This window comes from Streptomyces sp. TG1A-8 (assembly GCF_030499535.1).
In the GTDB taxonomy this organism is placed as follows: Bacteria; Actinomycetota; Actinomycetes; order Streptomycetales; family Streptomycetaceae; genus Streptomyces.
In genome coordinates this window covers 558,621-574,658 of sequence record NZ_JASTLB010000001.1, presented here as the reverse complement: position 1 = coordinate 574,658, position 16,038 = coordinate 558,621, and the positions used below count along the sequence as shown (strand labels likewise).

Sequence of the window (16,038 nt, the reverse complement as noted above, 5' to 3'; positions counted from 1 at the left end):
GACACCACCTCGTGTACCGACCGAACATTCGGTTAGTGTGCGGCAGGGTCAAATAATCAAGCCGCGCCGCCGCCTGTCAAGGGGCCGGTCGGACCGGCGGCGCGGTGCGGTGTTCCCACGGGTGGCGGTGGCCGGGCGGCGCGGGCCGCACCCGGACGCCTCCCGGTACTTGCCGAAACCGCGGAGGTCCGGCGTATCATGGACCGAACGAACGGTCGGTTGGGATAGGTGGTAGGGATGACTGCACGGCAGCCCGGCTCGGCGGCGGCGGACGCCGCCCCGCCCGAACTGCAGGAGCGCTTCGACGAGACCATCGCGCGCGACCAGCGGATCGAGCCGCGCGACTGGATGCCGGAGGGCTACCGCACCACGCTGATCAGGCAGATCGCGCAGCACGCGCACTCCGAGATCATCGGCATGCAGCCGGAGGGGGAGTGGATCACCCGCGCGCCGTCGCTGCGGCGCAAGGCGATCCTGTTCGCCAAGGTCCAGGACGAGGCCGGCCACGGGCTGTACCTGTACTCGGCGGCCGAGACCCTGGGCGCCGACCGCGCGGACCTCACCCAGCGGCTGATCGAGGGCCGCCAGAAGTACTCGTCGATCTTCAACTACCCGACCCCGACCTTCGCCGACGTCGGTGTCATCGGCTGGTTCGTGGACGGCGCCGCGATCTGCAACCAGGTGCCCCTGTGCCGCAGCTCCTACGGCCCCTACGCGCGCGCCATGGTGCGCATCTGCAAGGAGGAGTCCTTCCACCAGCGGCAGGGCTACGAACTGCTGATGACGATGATGCGCGGCACCGGGGCCCAGCGGGAGATGGTCCAGGACGCGGTGAACCGCTGGTGGTGGCCGTCGCTGATGATGTTCGGCCCGCCCGACGACGACTCGCCCAACTCGGCCCGGTCCATGGCCTGGAGGATCAAGCGGCACAGCAACGACGAACTGCGCCGGCGCTTCGTCGACATGACCGTGCCGCAGGCCGAGAAGCTGGGCGTGACCCTGCCCGACCCGGAGCTGCGCTGGAACGAGGAACGCGGCCGGTACGACTTCGGCACCCCCGACTGGGCCGAACTGAAGCGGGTGATCGGCGGCGGCGGGCCGTGCAACGCCGAGCGCATGGCACGCCGCCGGACCGCGCACGAGGAGGGCGCCTGGGTGCGCGAGGCGGCCGCCGCGCACGCCGCCAAGCAGGCCGCCGGGACGCGGAAGGGAGCGGCAGCATGAGCGACACGCAGGCGACGAGGGGCGACTGGCCGCTGTACGAGGTCTTCGTGCGGGGCAAGCGCGGACTCAACCACGTCCACGTCGGCTCCCTGCACGCCGCCGACGACCGCATGGCGCTCACCCACGCCCGGGACCTCTACACCCGGCGCAACGAGGGCGTGAGCATCTGGGTGGTGCGCTCGGAGCACATCGCGGCCTCGACCCGCGACGAGAAGGACCCGTTCTTCGACCCGAGCGCCGACAAGGTCTACCGGCACCCCACCTTCTACGACATCCCCGACGACGTCCCGCACATCTAGGAGCAGGCGATGAGCGACGATCACGTCTACCTGTCCCTGGCCGAGGGGCACGAGGACGGCGACGCCCGCTGGGCCTTCGGGACCGGCTTCGAGGACCCGCTGCACGGCGTGAGCACCGCCGTTCCCGAGGGCGTCGACCGGGCCGAGCTGGCCGCGGACTGCCTGGCGCTGGCCGACGACGCCCTCGTCACGGCCCAGCGCCTGGCCGAGTGGACCACGCGTGCACCGGAGCTGGAGGAGGAGGTGGCCCTCGCCAACATCGGACTCGACCTGCTCGGCCAGGCCCGCCTGCTGTACGCCCGCTGCGGACAGGTCGACGGCACCGGACGCGGCGAGGACGCCTACGCCTACTTCCGCGGTCCGGAGGAGTTCCGCAACGTACGCCTGGCCGAACTGCCCAACGGCGACTTCGCGTTCTCCATGGCACGGCTGCTGGTGTTCGCCGCCTGGCGGCTGGCCCGCTTCGAGCGGCTCACCGCCTCGCCCGACCCGGTGCTCGCGGCCGTCGCCGCCAAGGGCGTCAAGGAGCTGGCCTACCACCGGCAGTACGCGGCGGAGTGGGTCGTCCGGCTCGGTGACGGCACCGAGGAGTCCCACCGGCGCATGCGGGCCGGACTCGGCCGGGTGGCCCCCTACCTGGGCGAGTTGTTCGACGCGCAGGGCGCGGACGCGGCCGGGGAGGCACGGACGGAGGTCCTCGCGGTGCTGCGGCAGGTCACCGGGGCCGCGTGCCTGCCCCTGCCGGACGCCCCGCGGGTCCCGGGCTCCGGGCGCGCGGGCGACCACACCGAGCACCTGGCCCCGCTGCTGGCCGAACTGCAGAGCGTGGCCCGTGCCCACCCGGAGGCGACGTGGTGACCACGCCCGTGGACGCCCGGCGCGCCCGGCGCATCGCCGAGCAGGTGCCCGACCCCGAGCTGCCCATGCTCACCCTCGCCGATCTCGGTGTGCTGCGCGGGGTCACGGTGCACCCGGACGGCACGGTCGTCGCCGACCTCACGCCCACCTACTCCGGCTGCCCGGCCATGTCGGAGATGCGGGCCGGCGTCGCCGCCCGGCTGAAGGACGCCGGCTACCGCAGCGTCGAGGTGCGCACGGTCCTCGATCCGCCGTGGACCACCGACTGGATCACCCCCGAGGGGCGCCGCAAGCTCACCGAGCACGGGATCGCACCCCCCGGGCCGGCACCGCGCCCGGCGCCCGGGCCCGTGCCGCTGGTCCTGTCCGCCACCCGGCGCACGGTGCCGTGCCCGCGCTGCGGTGCGGCGGACACGGAGGAGACCTCGCGCTTCGGCGCCACCTCCTGCAAGTCGCTGTGGCGCTGCCGCGCCTGCCGCGAACCGTTCGAGTACGTCAAGGAGATCTGATGGAGGACCTGTTGGCCCCCGGCGCCGCGGCCCCCGCCCCGGCGCGGCGCGCACGCCGCCGGCCGGCCTTCCACGCTCTGCGGGTGGCGGCGGTGGACCGGCTGTGCGAGGACGCGGTCGCGGTGGGTTTCGACGTCCCCGGCGAACTGGCGCAGGAGTTCGCCTTCGCGCCCGGGCAGTCGCTCACCCTCCGGCGCCAGGTGGACGGGCGGGACGAACGCCGCTCGTACTCGATCTGCTCGCCGGTGGGGTCCCGGCCGCGGATCGGCGTCCGGGTGGTGCCGGGCGGCCTGTTCTCCTCCTGGCTCGTCCACGAGGTGCAGCCCGGCGACACGGTCGAGGTGATGGCCCCGACGGGCGCCTTCACCCCCGACCTGACCACGCCCGGCCACCACGTCCTGATCGCGGCCGGCTCGGGCATCACGCCGATGCTGTCCATCGCCGAGTCGGTCCTGGCCGCCGACGACCGCTCCCGGGTCACCCTGTTCTACGGCAACCGCCGCACCGGCTCGGTGATGTTCGCCGACGAACTGGCGGACCTGAAGGACCTCCACCCCGCGCGGTTCCAGCTCGCGCACGTGCTGTCCCGCGAACCGCGCGAGGCCGAACTGCTCACCGGGCGCCTGGACGCCGAGCGGCTGGCCGCCCTCATCGACGGCCTGGTCGACGTCTCCGACGCCGACCACTGGTGGCTGTGCGGCCCGCACGGCATGGTCCGCGACGCCCAGCGGGTGCTGGCCGGCCTGGGCGTGCCCGGCGACCGGGTCCACCAGGAGCTGTTCTACGCGGGCGAGGAGCCCGTCGCGGCCGTGCGCCACGAGGAGTCCCGGGCCGACGGACCGGTCAGCCGGGTCACCGTCGTCCTGGACGGCCGCTCCACCACGTCCGTGCTCCCCCGCGGGACCACCCTCCTCGACTCGGCCGCCCGTGTCCGCCCCGACCTCCCCTTCGCCTGCAAGGGCGGCGTCTGCGGCACCTGCCGGGCCCGGATCACCGACGGCGAGGCGGACATGCGCCGCAACTACGCGCTGGAACCCGCCGAGGTCGACGCGGGCTACGTACTGACCTGCCAGACCTTCCCCGTCTCCGACGCCCTGACCGTCGACTTCGACGGCTGAGGAGCGGCGGCCCGCCGGGGCGCCGCCCGGGTGGGCCGGGACGACCGGTCGGTGGGACCGAGCCGGACCGGGCCGCGGAAGCGCCCGGTCCGGTTTCTCGTGCCGGCTGGAACCAGGAGGCCCAGCGGTCAATTGCCGTGTTCTTCGCGATGGCGATTAAGTGATCCTTAAGAGCCGCTTAAGCGATGGTGAGTGACGGCCTCTTTATGAAGTATCCGCAGGTCAGCGGCGTGTGGGCCGTGTTCGCCAGGGTTGGACCAAGCGGTCGGTGTCCGTAGCATCCGAGATGCGGCAGCTTCCTGGGAGCGCTCTCAGTACCGTGTCGCTCCCACCCCGCACGTCCGCCCCGTCCCCGCGTCCCGATGGTCCGACGGCAACTTCCCCGGCCATGGACGCACAGCAACGCCCTGTTCCAGGAGGCCCCCCCATGACACCTCGCCATCAGCGCAGTCTCGGCCGCCGCAAGTTCCTCTTCGCCCTCGGCGGTGCGGCGGTGGCCGTGCCCGCCATCGCCGCGGTGGCGCCCCACGCCCTCGCCGACCCCGGCACCGGTGAGGCGAAGTCGGCCGCGGCGGGCGCGCTGCCGCTGACGATCACCAACAACACCGGCGCGTACGACAACGCCGGCGTGCACGTCTACATCGTCGGCAACCAGGACGGCAAGCAGGTGCGGGTCACCCCCGACGGCACCCTCGCCCCGATCTCCCTGTCGGACAACGGCGCCGACGGCTTCACCGACTACGCCATCGACCTGGCCGGCGGCGGCCAGACCCGGCTGTCCCTGCCGTACATGTCGGGCCGCATCTACGTCTCGCTCGGCGCGAAGCTCAAGTTCAAGGCCGTCACCGACGGCAACGGCAACGCCGCGCTGCAGTACCCGGCGGGATGGGTGACCTCGGACCCCAACTACGGGGTGCTGCACGACTGTGCCGAGTTCACCTACAACGCGTCGGGCATGTTCTGCAACACGACCATGGTCGACATGTTCAGCGTGCCGCTGGCCATCCGGCTGACCGGCGCGAAGGACCAGACGACGGGCACCGTGCGCCCCGGCGGCAGGGCCGCCGCCTTCGACGCCGTACGCCGGGCGGAGGACTTCGCGCGGCTCGTGGTGGACGACACCCGGGTCATCGCCCCCGGGCACGGCCTGGACGCCGGCCTGTTCCCCACGGACTACTTCGCCCCCTACATCGACGAGGTGTGGAGCACCTACACCGGACGGGACCTGACCGTCACCACCAACGCCGGTGCGTTCACCGGCCGGGTGCGCGGCGACAAGTTCACCTTCGACGGACCCGGACAGGTCTCCTTCGACAAGCCCTCCACCCGGGACGTGCTGTTCTGCGACGGCCGCCTCGCCGCTCCGAACGACGGGACGACCGGTCCCGTGGCCGCTGTCCTGGGCGCCGGCTTCAACCGCTCGACCCTGCTGAGCAACCCGGCCCAGCCGGCCACGGACGCCGCGTCCTTCTACGGCACGGACATCACCAACCACTACGCCAAGGCCATGCACGCCGTCACCGAGGACGGCAGGGCCTACGGGTTCGCCTTCGACGACGTGGCCGACTTCGCCTCGTACATCCAGGACACCGCCCCCACCGGGATGAGCCTGACCCTCACGGCCTTCTGACCCGGCCACCGGCGCACGCCCGCGCAGCCGCCCACGGCGGCTGCGCGGGCGTCGTGCGCTCCCCGCGTCCGCCGAGGTGTCCGGGGGCGCCGCGGCCCGCGGACCCCGCGCTATCCGTCGAGGAGGCGGGAACGGGTCAGGAAGCGCACCCCTTCGGGCGCCTCCAGGGAGAAGCCGCTGCCGCGCCCCGGCACCACGTCCACGATCAGCCGGGTGTGGCTCCACACCGCGTACTGGCTGCGCGACATCCAGAACGGCACCGGCTTCCCGACCCCCTCGACCTCCAGCTCCGCGAGGAGCACGTCCGCGTCGCCGGTGCGGAACTCACCCGCCGGATAGCACATGGGGGCGCTGCCGTCGCAGCAGCCGCCGGACTGGTGGAACATCAGCGGGCCGTGCGCCCCGCTCAGCCGCCGGAGCACGTCGGCGGCAGCGGAGGTGAGCTCGACGCGGGGGACCTGCTCGTTCATCGTCGCCGTCCTTCGCCGTACCGGAACAGACCGGGCCGTGCGGCCCTGCGGCTCCAGCCCAGCGCACGGGAGGTTGCGACCACGTTGCGCACGGCCCCGCCGGCCCGGGGACGCGTTCCGGGCCCGCCGGCGCAGGGGCCGGGACACGCGGCGCCGCGTCGGCGGACGCGGCCGGGCGCGGGGGCGGGGCCCTCCGGGGCGTCCCCCGCGCCCGGCCGCTCAGGTCACCGCGCCCGGGCGGTGCGGCGTCGGGTCGTAGGCCGCCGTGCTGACGAGGTCCCGCAGCCGCAGGACGGCCGTCAGCACGTCGCGGTGCGTGGTGTACAGGGCGTTCACGCCGAACCGCAGCAGGTCCGGCGCCCGCATGTCCGCCACCACGCCCTGGTCCGCCAGCGCCCGCACCAGGCCGTAGGCGTGCGGGTGGCGCAGCGACACGTGGCTCGCGCGGCGCGCCGGCTCCACCGGCGTCACCACCTCGAAGCCGAGCGGGAGCAGTTCCTCGGCGCAGCGGATGAGGAACCCCGTCAGCGACAGGCTCTTGGCGCGCACCCGGTGCAGGTCGACGCCGTCGAACGCGGTCAGCGCCGCCTCCAGGGCGAGCAGCGACAGGATCGGCGGCGTACCGATGCGCGCCCGGGCCACGCCCTCGGCCGGCGTGTAGTGCGCTCCCAGCCCGAAGGGGTCCGCGTGCCCGGTCCAGCCCGTCAGCGGCGTCTCCAGCGAGGCGTGGTGGCGTCGCGCCACGTACAGGAACGCGGGCGCCCCCGGGCCGCCGGAGAGGAACTTGTAGCCGCAGCCCACCGCGAGGTCCACGGCCAGCTCGTCCACGGCCAGCGGGAAGGCCCCGGCCGCGTGGCACAGGTCCCACAGGACGAGCGCGCCGGCCCGGTGCGCGGCCCGCGTCAGCGACTCCATGTCGTACAGCTCGCCGGTGCGGTAGTCGACCGGCGAGTAGCTGACCACGGCGACCCGGTCTCCCTCCCCGGCGAGGAACGCCTCCAGTTCGGCGGGACGCACGCCCCGCACCTCCAGGCCCCGGCCGCGGGCCACCGCGTCCGCCAGGTAGCGGTCGGTGGGGAAGTGCCCCGGGTCGGTGACCAGCAGCGGGCGGCCCGGCCGCAGCGACGCGGCGGCGTTCAGCGCGGTGAACAGCTGCACGCTGGTGGAGTCGCCCGCCACGGTCTGGCCCGGCGCCGCCCCGATCAGCCGCCCGACCGCGTCCCCGATCCGGGTGGGCGCCTCCCACCAGCCGTGGGTGTTCCACGACCGGATCAGGTCCGTGCCCCACTGCCGGTGCACGACCTCGGTGAGGACGGGCGGCACCGCGGCGGGCAGCGGGCCCAGGGAGTTGCCGTCGAGGTAGACGACCCCCTCGGGCAGCAGGAACCGCTCACGGAGCGGGGCGAGGACGTCCCGGGCGTCGAGGGACCGGGCGAGTTCGCCGATCACGGCGGGAGCGGTCGTCATGCCCGCACCTCCTTCGCGGCACCGCGGTCGGGCCGTACGGCGCCGAAGCCGGCGGCCATCTCCCACAGCGTGCCGGCGACCGCGCGGGCCCCGTCGGCGCCCGGCTCGATGAGGGTGTAGTGGCCCGTACCGGGCAGGACGACCGTGCGCAGGTCGCGGTGGACGGCCGCGTAGTCGGCGAACTGGGTGAGCGGCACCTCCTCGTCGACCGCGCCGTGCAGCAGGACCGTCGGCACGCCGGTCGTGCCGGCCTCCCGCAGCAGGGTCAGCGGGTCGACACCGGGCAGCCGCTCCTCGAACACCTCTTCACCGCCCAGCAGCTGGAGCGCGGCGTCGTCACTGAGCCGGTCGCGGCGGGTGGCCCTCAGGTCGGTGATCGGCGCCAGCGCCAGGACGGCCGTCGGCAGGGTCCGCGTGTGCCACGGCGAGTCCTCCGGCAGCAGCCCGCGGGCCGCGCACCACAGCGCCAGGTGGCCGCCGGAGCAGTGCCCGGCCAGGACGTACGGCCGTCCCGCCGGCAGCGTGTCCACGATCCGGGCGACGTCGTCGAACGTCTCGGGGTACCCGCCCGCACCGCCCGACCGCCGGAAGCCCGGCAGCAGCACGTCGAAACCCTGCTGGGACAGGTACGCCGCGAACGGCGTCAGGTGCATCCGGTCGTAGCGCCAGTACCCGCCGTGCAGCAGCACCACCAGGGGCGCGTCCGCGTCCCCGGCCGGCCAGGCGTCGTACACCTGGTGCGGGTGGTCGCCGTACCGGCCGTGCTCGGGGGCGAGCACCGGCTTCAGGCCCAGCACCCGCCGCTCCTCCTCGGCGGCGAACGCGGAGATCTCCCTAGACGTCACCGCGCACCTCCCACAGCTCCGGGAAGACCGGGCGCCCGGCGCGCTTCTCCAGCCAGGCCAGCCCCGTGGAGCCGGCGCTGCCCGTCTTGGCACCCATCGCCCGGCGCACCACCATCACGTGGTCCTGCCGCCAGCGCGTCACCAGTTCGGCGACGTCGGTGAGCAACTCGCCCAGCCGCAGCAGCGGATGGTGCTGCGGGCCGGCGTAGATCCGCCGCCACACCTCCACCACGCCCGGGTCCGAGGTGTACGGGGTGGTCACGTCCCGCTCCCGGACGTGCTCGGGGACGGGCAGGCCCTGCCGGTGCAGGAACAGCAGCACCTCGTCGTAGAGGGACGCCTCCCGGTACGTCTCGGCGAGCGCCTCGTGCACCGCGCCGTCGCCCAGGTGCAGGCGCAGCATCCCGGCCGACTTCTCGCCGAGCAGGAACTCCAGGTGCCGGTACATCGCCGACTGGAAGCCCGACGCCTTGCCGAACGCCGCCCGGAACCCGTTGAACTGGGCCGGGGTCAGCGCGGCGATGGGCTGCCAGGAGGCGCCCAGCGCGCCCAGGGCGCGGCGGCTGCGCACCAGCGCGTCCATCGCCCTGTCCAGGTCGTCCTTGGCGAACGCCTCGCGGGCGGCCCGCCATTCGTGCGCGATCAGCGTGAACCACAGCTCCATCACCTGGGTGGTGACGAGGAACCCCATCTCGTCAGCCGCTTCGGTGAGCGGGTGCTGCAGGGCGTTGAGGACCGACGCGCGCACGTACTCGTCGTACGGGCTCGCGCCCTCGAAGGGCCGGGTGAGGGGATCGTCCGTGGGCAGCTCTGCGAGGGCGGACGGGCCGTCGTTCATGGCTTCTCCTTGCTGTTGCCGCCGGCCGGGGGGCGGGGCCGGGATGTGGCGTGGGGCGTTACGCCCGGGGCGGGACGGGCCGGGCCGCGGTCACACCCCGAGGTGGACGCCACCGGTGGCGTCGATCCACTGGCCGGTCACCCACCGCCCGTCGTCGCTCACGAGGAACGACACGACGTCGGCGATGTCGGCGGGCTGGCCGAGCCGGCCGAACACCGAGTGGTCCGAGTACCTCTTGCGGATCTGCGGATCGGCCAGGGTGGGGTTGATCTCCGTCTCGGTGAAACCGGGCGCCACGGCGTTGACCGTGATGCCGCGCGGCCCGAGCTCCTGGGCGAGGTTCGTCGTCAGGACGTCCAGGGCGCCCTTGGTCATGGCGTAGGCGACGATCGGGGGGAAGGCGAACCGGGTGACGCCGGTCGAGATGTTCACGATCCTGCCGCCGTCGCGCAGCCGGTCCAGGGCGCCCTGGACGATGAAGAACGGCGCCTTGGTGTTCACCGCGAACACCCGGTCGTAGTCCTCCTCGGTGACGTGCGCGAGGGGACGGGGCAGGGTGATGCCGGCGTTGTTGACGAGGATGTCCACACCGGGCTCGGCGTCCTGGCCGGACAGGCCCTCGTCGAAGGCGGCCCACAGCGTGGCGGCGTCGCCCGGCACACCGAGTTCGGCGTGCACCGCGAAGGCCCGGCCGCCGTCGGCCCCGATCTCCTTCACCGTGCGCTCGGCGGCGTCCTGGTTGTGCCCGTAGTGCACGGCCACCAGGGCGCCCTCGCGGGCCAGGCGACGCGAGATCGCCCGGCCGATGCCGCGGCTTCCGCCGGTGACCAGGGCGGTTCTTCCGCCGAGCCGCTGGGTGGTGGTCAACGTTGTCTCCTTGCGTCGGGGGTTGGCATGGGGGAGGGGCCCGCCGCGCCCGGGTGGCGGTCGCGCGGCGGTGCGCCGGTCACACGTCGAAGTCGACGGTGACCTCGCCGGTGCGGGGCCGGGCCCGGCAGACGAGCGTGTAGCCGGCGGCCAGGTCCCCGGCGTCCAGCGCCTGCTGGCTGCCCAGCACCACCGCGCCGGTCACGACCTTGGCGCGGCAGCTGCCGCACACGCCGTCCCGGCAGGCGTACGGCACGTCGGGGCGGACCCGCAGCAGGGCGTCGAGGATCACCGCGTCCTGCGGCTCGACCGCCACGACGCTGCTGCGTCCGGCGATCACGGCGGTCACCTTCGTGTCCGGTGCCGCGTCGGCGGGGACCGGCACCGGCGGCGCGGGCGCGCCGTCGGCGGTGAACACCTCGGTGCGCACCGCGGACGGTTCGGCGCCCCACGCGGTGAGCGTCCGCCGGGCGGTGTCCGTCAGGCCCGCCGGTCCGCACAGGGCGAAGGACGTGCCGGGTCCGGGGCGGGCGTCGAGCGCGGTGAGCAACCGCAGCAGCTTGGGGCCGTCGACGCGGCCGGTGAACAGCTCGCTCTCCCGGTCCTCGCGCGTGAGGACGTACAGGGCGGTGAAGCGGTCCACGAACGCGTCCTTCAGCTCGGCCATCTCGTCGGCCAGCAGCGCGGACGCGGCGGTGGGCACGGCGTGGACGAGCGACACCCGGCAGGCGGGGTCCGTGCGCAGGGCGTCGGCGGCCAGCGCGGCGAGCGGTGTGATGCCGGAGCCGCCCGCGACCAGCACGTGGTGCCCGCCGGGCAGGTCGGGCAGGGAGAAGTTCGCGACGGGCGCGGACAGTTCGAGGGTGTCGCCCGGCGCGAGGGCGGTCGCGGCCCAGGCGCCGAACCCGTCGGGACGGCCCCGCTTGACGACCAGCCGCAGCGCGGCCGGGTCGCCCGGCGGCGGGCACACCGAGTAGCTGCGGCGCACCTCCGCGCCGCCGAGCCGGTGCCGGACGACGACGTGGGCCCCGGGCCGGCCCGGGAACACCTCGCGCAGCGTGCCGGGAACGCCCAGCGTCACGGCCACGGCGTCGTCGGTGAGCCGCCGGACGTCCGTGACGGTGAGCCGGTGCCATCCGGTGCGGGGGGCGCCGGCGCGGGGCCCGGCGGTGGTCCCTGAGGGGCGTGCGGTGTCCACGGGAGGCCTCACAGCGTGGTCATGTGCGGAAACGTTTCTTGGCAGGTCGAGCACCGCATCACCGACTGGCAGCGGGCCGGCCCGAACGGGCTGTGCGGCCGGGTCGCGAGCGATCCGCAGTGCGGGCAGGGCACGCCCAGCCGGACGTCCACCGGGCCGCCCCGGCCGGCCGCCACGGGCGGGGCGATGCCGTGCGCGGCGAGCTTCGCGCGCCCGGCGGGGGTGATCCGGTCCGTCGTCCAGGCCGGCGCCAGCACCTGCCGGACCCGGCCGTCCGGATGGCCGCACGCCGCCAGCACGTCCCGGACGCAGGCCTCGATCTCCGGCAGCGCCGGGCAGCCGAGGAACGTCGGCAGGATCTCCACCTCGACCGCCCCGTCCGCGCCCCGCGCGACCGAGCCCACCACGCCCAGGTCGCCGAGTCCGATCATCGGCAGCTCCGGATCGGGGACCGCCTCCACGCGCGCCCGGACCTCGTCCAGCGCCGCACGCGTCACCGCCCCGCTCACCAGGTACCCCCGGGGAACTGGCGGTGCACCGACTGCATCTCGGCGACCAGCGGCCCGAACTCCTCGCTGTGCAGGCCCGCCCGCCCGCCCCGCGCCACCCAGCGCGGCGCCGGCACGGCCAGCCCGGCCCGGCCCACCACCTCGGCCACCCGCTCCTGCCACACCGCGCGCAGCGGCGCCGGTGACGGCAGGACACCGGCCCCGGCCAGCCGGCCCACCACCTCGTCCTCCTCGAAGAGTTCGGCCGCGTACGGCCACACCCGCTCCAGGCCCGCCTGCATCCGCCGCGCGCTCTCCCCGGTGCCCAGCCCCAGCCGCACCGTCCAGTTCTCGGCGTGCAGCCGGTGGAAGGCGACCTCCTTGGCCGCCCGCGCCCCGAACCCGGCCAGTTCCGCGTCCGCGCAGCCGGCCAGCGCCTCGTAGTAGGGCACCGCGTAGTGCGTGTACACCAGCTGCCGGGCCACCGTCACCGCGAAGTCGCCGTTCGGCAGTTCCGTCAGCAGGGCGTTGGTGAACTCGCGGTCCGACCGGGTGAACGCCAGGTCGTCCTCGTTGCGCCCGGAGCCGTCCAGCCGTCCGCTCCACGCCAGCAGCGTCCGGGCGTGGCCGATGAGGTCCAGGGCGATGTTGGACAGCGCCAGGTCCTCCTCGATGGTGGGCGCCCGGGTCAGCCACTGGCACAGCCGCTGCCCCAGGACGAGCGCGTCGTCCCCGAGCCGCCTGAGCTGCACGGCGGTGTCGGCGTCGGTGCGGGCCGCGCCGGGTGCGGGGTCAGTGGTCGTCGGCGTCACCGTCGGGGCCTTTCTCGGTGAGCGGCGTGAAGTGCTCGGGGTACCGGTACGGCTTGTGGCGGGCGTTGCTGAAGAACGGATCGCGCTCGTCCGGCGACGAGGTGTGCACGGCGTCCGAGCGGACCACCCACAGCGACTGCGGCTCGCCGCGCCGGGTGTACAGGTCGCGGGCGTAGGCGAGCGCCATGTCGGCGTCGCCGGCCCGCACGGACCCGACGTGGCTGTGCGCGAGCCCCCGGCGGGGCCGCAGGAACACCTCCCAGGACGCGGGCGCGCCCTCCGTCCGGCGGCTCATGCCCGCCTCCCGTTCTCCGAGTCGTCCGAAGCGCCGCGGTCATCGGTGTCCGCGGGCGTCGCCGGGTCCTTCCCGGCGGCCGTGCGGGCGGCGTACGCGGTGGCCGCCTCCCGCACCCACGCGCCGTCGTCGTGCGCGGCGACCCGGTGCGCGATCCGCTGCCGCGCCCAGTGCGTGTCGTCGCCGAGCGCCCCGCGGTACACCTCCCAGTCGACCGGCGTGAAGTCGTAGTGGCCGCGCTCCTCGTTCCAGCGGATCGCCGGGTCCGGCAGCGTCAGGCCGATCCGCTCGGCCTGCGGCACGACCTGGTCCACGAAGCGCTGGCGCAGCTCGTCGTTGGTGTGCCGCTTGATGCCCCAGGCGATCGCGCGGCGGGAGACCGCGGCGCCGAGGGCGGCGGTGCGCGCGTCGGCGCCGCCCGCCTCCGTGTCCGGCGGGCCGAACATCAGCGCCACCGCCGGCAGCCACCAGCGGTTCACCGCGTCCTGGGCCATGCTCTTCTGCTCCGGCGTGCCCTCGCACAGCGCGCGCATCAGGTCGTAGCCCTGCCGCACGTGGAAGGCCTCCTCCTGGCAGACCCGGCGCATCGCCCGCGCGTACGGGCCGTACGAGGTCCGGCACAGCGGCGCCTGGTTGATCACGGCCGCGCCGTCCGTCAGCCACGCCACCGCTCCGGCGTCCGCCCAGGTCAGCGCGGGGTGGTTGAAGGTCGCGGCGTAGCGCTGCTGGCCCCGGTGCAGGGCGTCCAGCAGGTCGGCGCGGTCCACGCCCAGCGTCTCGGCCGCCGAGTACAGGTACAGCCCGTGCCCGGCCTCGTCCTGGACCTTGGCGATGAGCACCGACTTGCGGTGCAGCGACGGCGCGCGCGTCACCCACGCGCCCTCCGGCTGCATGCCGATGATCTCGGAGTGGGCGTGCTGGGCGATCTGCCGCAGCAGCATCCGGCGGTAGCCGTCGGGCATCCAGTCGCGCGGCTCCACCGTCCCGCCCCCGGCGACCAGCGCCTCGAAGCGGGCCTGCAGCCCGTCCTCCGTGTCCGCCGTCGCAGTGACGGCCGCTCCGGCGCTCACGCCGCACCGTCCTCGAGGCCGGTCTTTGCCGTCGTGGGGCCGTACCGCCTTCCGGCGCCGGCCCGCAGGCACTGCCCGCGCACTCGCATCACTCCCTCGCCTCGAACTCGCCGGGGGATCGCGTCCGTCCCCCGAGGCCGGACGTGACCTCCACCCCGGAAAGAGTCCGCGGGCCGGGCCCGCTATCCCCGGCGTCCCGCTTCCGGTGCGTGACAAGCGTCACGCCGGGTGCGGGGGAGTGCGCGGCGGCCCGCGGGTCTCTTGTTGGGGTGACACACGCGTGGCCCGCGACGGCCGCCGGTACGGCACAGCGAAAGGAAACCCATGAGCACCATCAGGGAGTTGCTGGTTGAACTCACCGGCACCGCCGAGTACGCCGAGGCCATCGGCGACGACGCCGACCTCGCCGCCAGCGGCATCGACTCCGGTGATCTGGTGCGTCTGGTCCTGCTCGTCGAGCAGCGCACCGGGGTGGAGATCACCGCCGAGGACATGGAGAAGCTGCACACCATCGCCGACTACGAGCACTTCGTCGCCGAGCGCTCGGTCGCCGCCGGCGGTGCCTGATGTGGCTGACCCAGCTGCTGGAGCGCAACCGGCAGTGCCACCCCGACCGCACCGCCCTCGTGGACGAGCGGCGCAGTGTCACCTGGTCCGAGTTCCACGACCGGACGATCGAGCTCGCGCGCGGTCTGGCCGAGTCGGGCATCCGGCGCGGTGACCGGGTCGCGGTCCTGTCGCAGGACCGCATCGAGGTGCTGGAGAGCTACTTCGCGCTCGCCCGGCTCGGCGCGCTGTTCGTCCCGCTGAACCACAGCCTGGCCGTGCCCGAGGTCGCCGGCATCGTCGAGCGGGTCGGCGCCGTGGCCGTCCTCGGCGAGTCCGAACTGCTCGACCGGCACGCCACGCTGCCGGAGTCGGTCCGCCTCCGCATCGCCTTCGACAAGCCCGGGTTCGAGTCGCTGGGCACCCTGGCGCCGCCGCTGGACCTGCCGGACGTCACCGACACCGACCCGGCCGCCGTGCTGCACACCTCGGCGACCACGGGACAGGCCAAGGGCGTCACCGTCGACGCCGGCTCGTTCCGCGCCATCGCGCTGGGCTGGCTGGTCATGGCCCGGCCCACCGACGACATCGTCATGGTCAACTGCTGCCCGCTGTACCACGGCAGCATGGTCGTCTCCCTGACCTACATGGCCGCCGGCGCCACGATCGTGCTGCTGCCCGGCTTCACGCCGCAGCGGGCGCTCGCCGCCGTCGAGAAGCACCGGGCCACGCACGTCTGGCTGGTTCCGCAGATGCTGCGCTTCATGCTCCAGGCGAAGGCCTCGCGGAGCACGGACCTGTCGTCCCTGCGCGAGATCCTCTACGGCGCCGCCCCCATGCCGCTCGACGTGTACGCCGACGCCGTGCAGCGCTTCGGCTGCGGCTTCCGCCAGGTCTACGGCATGACCGAGGTCGGCGGCCCGTTCGTCACGCTCGGCCCGGACGAACACCCCCAGCCCGGCGACGTCACCGCCCGCATCCCCTGCGGACGGGTCGTGCCCGGCATGTCGGCCCGTGCCGTGGACGAGGCCGGCGAGGAGCTGCCGCGCGGCGAGATCGGCGAGATCATCGTCCGGGGCCCCGGTCTGATGCAGGGTTACTGGAACGACCCCGAGGCCACCCGGGAGATCACCCTCGACGGCTGGGTCAGGACCGGCGACCTCGGCTTCGTGGACGCGGACGGCCGCATCCACCTGGTCGACCGCAGCAAGGACGTCATCATCCGGGCGGGCCAGAACGTCTACCCCTCGGAGATCGAGCGGGCCCTGATGAGCCACCCTGCGGTCCGGGACGCCGCGGTCGTCGGCACCCCCGACGAGGACTACGGCGAGGTCCCGCTCGCCTACGTCGTCGCCGAGGAGGGCACCGGCAGGGCGGAGCTGATCGCCCACGTCGCCGGTCTCCTCGCGCCCTACAAGCGGCCCCGGCACGTCGAGTTCATCGAGCAGGTGCCGCGCAACCCCGCCGGCAAGATCATCAAGAAGCTGCTGCGGGTCTGAGGCCG

At 74.2% G+C, this 16,038-nt stretch carries 18 protein-coding genes; 8 read left to right on the top strand and 10 right to left on the bottom strand.

Going from position 1 to position 16,038, the window contains the following annotated elements; genetic code table 11:
- The first annotated feature begins 237 nt into the window (after positions 1–237).
- The 6 genes from paaA (QQY24_RS02630) (at position 238) to QQY24_RS02605 (ending at position 5,638) form a co-directional block, all read left to right on the top strand.
- On the top strand, positions 238–1,224 hold the full coding sequence (gene paaA / locus QQY24_RS02630) for a 1,2-phenylacetyl-CoA epoxidase subunit PaaA (RefSeq protein ID WP_301971029.1): 987 nt from the start codon (positions 238–240) through the stop codon (positions 1,222–1,224).
- On the top strand, positions 1,221–1,523 hold the full coding sequence (gene paaB / locus QQY24_RS02625; RefSeq protein WP_301971028.1) for a 1,2-phenylacetyl-CoA epoxidase subunit PaaB: 303 nt from the start codon (positions 1,221–1,223) through the stop codon (positions 1,521–1,523). The genes paaA (QQY24_RS02630) and paaB (QQY24_RS02625) overlap by 4 nt, the downstream gene beginning before the upstream one ends.
- A gap of 9 nt (positions 1,524–1,532) precedes the next feature.
- Positions 1,533–2,381 carry a 1,2-phenylacetyl-CoA epoxidase subunit PaaC gene (paaC, locus tag QQY24_RS02620; protein ID WP_301971027.1) on the top strand — a complete coding sequence of 283 codons (849 nt, stop codon included), beginning with the start codon at positions 1,533–1,535 and terminating at the stop codon, positions 2,379–2,381.
- Positions 2,375–2,890, top strand: coding sequence for a 1,2-phenylacetyl-CoA epoxidase subunit PaaD (paaD, locus tag QQY24_RS02615; protein ID WP_301971026.1), 516 nt, complete (start codon positions 2,375–2,377; stop codon positions 2,888–2,890). Before paaC (QQY24_RS02620) ends, paaD (QQY24_RS02615) begins: the two co-directional genes overlap by 7 nt.
- Positions 2,890–4,008 carry a 1,2-phenylacetyl-CoA epoxidase subunit PaaE gene (gene paaE / locus QQY24_RS02610; protein WP_301971025.1) on the top strand — a complete coding sequence of 373 codons (1,119 nt, stop codon included), beginning with the start codon at positions 2,890–2,892 and terminating at the stop codon, positions 4,006–4,008. The genes paaD (QQY24_RS02615) and paaE overlap by 1 nt, the downstream gene beginning before the upstream one ends.
- Before the next feature lie 427 nt (positions 4,009–4,435).
- The gene (locus QQY24_RS02605; RefSeq protein WP_301971024.1) at positions 4,436–5,638 is read left to right on the top strand and encodes a glycoside hydrolase family 64 protein; all 1,203 of its coding nucleotides are present in this window, start codon (positions 4,436–4,438) and stop codon (positions 5,636–5,638) included.
- Between the two features lie 110 nt (positions 5,639–5,748).
- Here QQY24_RS02605 and QQY24_RS02600 read toward each other — a convergent pair whose 3' ends face one another.
- The 10 genes from QQY24_RS02600 to paaA (QQY24_RS02555) form a co-directional block, all read right to left on the bottom strand.
- Complete coding sequence (locus QQY24_RS02600) at positions 5,749–6,108, bottom strand: DUF779 domain-containing protein (protein WP_301971023.1); 360 nt, start codon at positions 6,106–6,108, stop codon at positions 5,749–5,751.
- 219 nt (positions 6,109–6,327) lie between these two features.
- A complete protein-coding gene (gene kynU / locus QQY24_RS02595; RefSeq protein ID WP_301971022.1) occupies positions 6,328–7,575 on the bottom strand; it encodes a kynureninase in 1,248 nt (415 codons plus the stop codon).
- Positions 7,572–8,420, bottom strand: coding sequence for a S9 family peptidase (locus QQY24_RS02590; RefSeq protein ID WP_301971021.1), 849 nt, complete (start codon positions 8,418–8,420; stop codon positions 7,572–7,574). The genes kynU and QQY24_RS02590 overlap by 4 nt, the downstream gene beginning before the upstream one ends.
- Positions 8,410–9,258 (bottom strand): tryptophan 2,3-dioxygenase, encoded by an 849-nt coding sequence (locus QQY24_RS02585; protein ID WP_301971020.1) that lies wholly within the window; start codon positions 9,256–9,258, stop codon positions 8,410–8,412. The genes QQY24_RS02590 and QQY24_RS02585 overlap by 11 nt, the downstream gene beginning before the upstream one ends.
- 90 nt (positions 9,259–9,348) lie before the next feature.
- Positions 9,349–10,125, bottom strand: a complete 777-nt coding sequence (locus tag QQY24_RS02580; protein WP_301971019.1) for an SDR family oxidoreductase — start codon at positions 10,123–10,125, stop codon at positions 9,349–9,351.
- Between the two features lie 79 nt (positions 10,126–10,204).
- Positions 10,205–11,323, bottom strand: coding sequence for a 2Fe-2S iron-sulfur cluster-binding protein (locus QQY24_RS02575; protein ID WP_301971018.1), 1,119 nt, complete (start codon positions 11,321–11,323; stop codon positions 10,205–10,207).
- Positions 11,324–11,331: 8 nt separating this feature from the next.
- On the bottom strand, positions 11,332–11,820 hold the full coding sequence (paaD, locus tag QQY24_RS02570; RefSeq protein WP_301971017.1) for a 1,2-phenylacetyl-CoA epoxidase subunit PaaD: 489 nt from the start codon (positions 11,818–11,820) through the stop codon (positions 11,332–11,334).
- 8 nt (positions 11,821–11,828) lie between these two features.
- Positions 11,829–12,563 carry a 1,2-phenylacetyl-CoA epoxidase subunit PaaC gene (gene paaC, locus QQY24_RS02565; RefSeq protein ID WP_301976117.1) on the bottom strand — a complete coding sequence of 245 codons (735 nt, stop codon included), beginning with the start codon at positions 12,561–12,563 and terminating at the stop codon, positions 11,829–11,831.
- Positions 12,564–12,603: 40 nt separating this feature from the next.
- Entirely contained in the window at positions 12,604–12,918 is a 315-nt protein-coding gene (gene paaB / locus QQY24_RS02560) for a 1,2-phenylacetyl-CoA epoxidase subunit PaaB (RefSeq protein ID WP_301971016.1), read from the bottom strand.
- Entirely contained in the window at positions 12,915–13,988 is a 1,074-nt protein-coding gene (gene paaA / locus QQY24_RS02555) for a 1,2-phenylacetyl-CoA epoxidase subunit PaaA (protein WP_301971015.1), read from the bottom strand. Before paaA (QQY24_RS02555) ends, paaB (QQY24_RS02560) begins: the two co-directional genes overlap by 4 nt.
- Before the next feature lie 324 nt (positions 13,989–14,312).
- Here paaA (QQY24_RS02555) and QQY24_RS02550 point away from each other — a divergent pair, with 324 nt between their 5' ends.
- Positions 14,313–14,555 (top strand): acyl carrier protein, encoded by a 243-nt coding sequence (locus tag QQY24_RS02550; RefSeq protein WP_301971014.1) that lies wholly within the window; start codon positions 14,313–14,315, stop codon positions 14,553–14,555.
- Positions 14,555–16,033 carry a class I adenylate-forming enzyme family protein gene (locus QQY24_RS02545; protein ID WP_301971013.1) on the top strand — a complete coding sequence of 493 codons (1,479 nt, stop codon included), beginning with the start codon at positions 14,555–14,557 and terminating at the stop codon, positions 16,031–16,033. The genes QQY24_RS02550 and QQY24_RS02545 overlap by 1 nt, the downstream gene beginning before the upstream one ends.
- Positions 16,034–16,038: the final 5 nt, after the last annotated feature.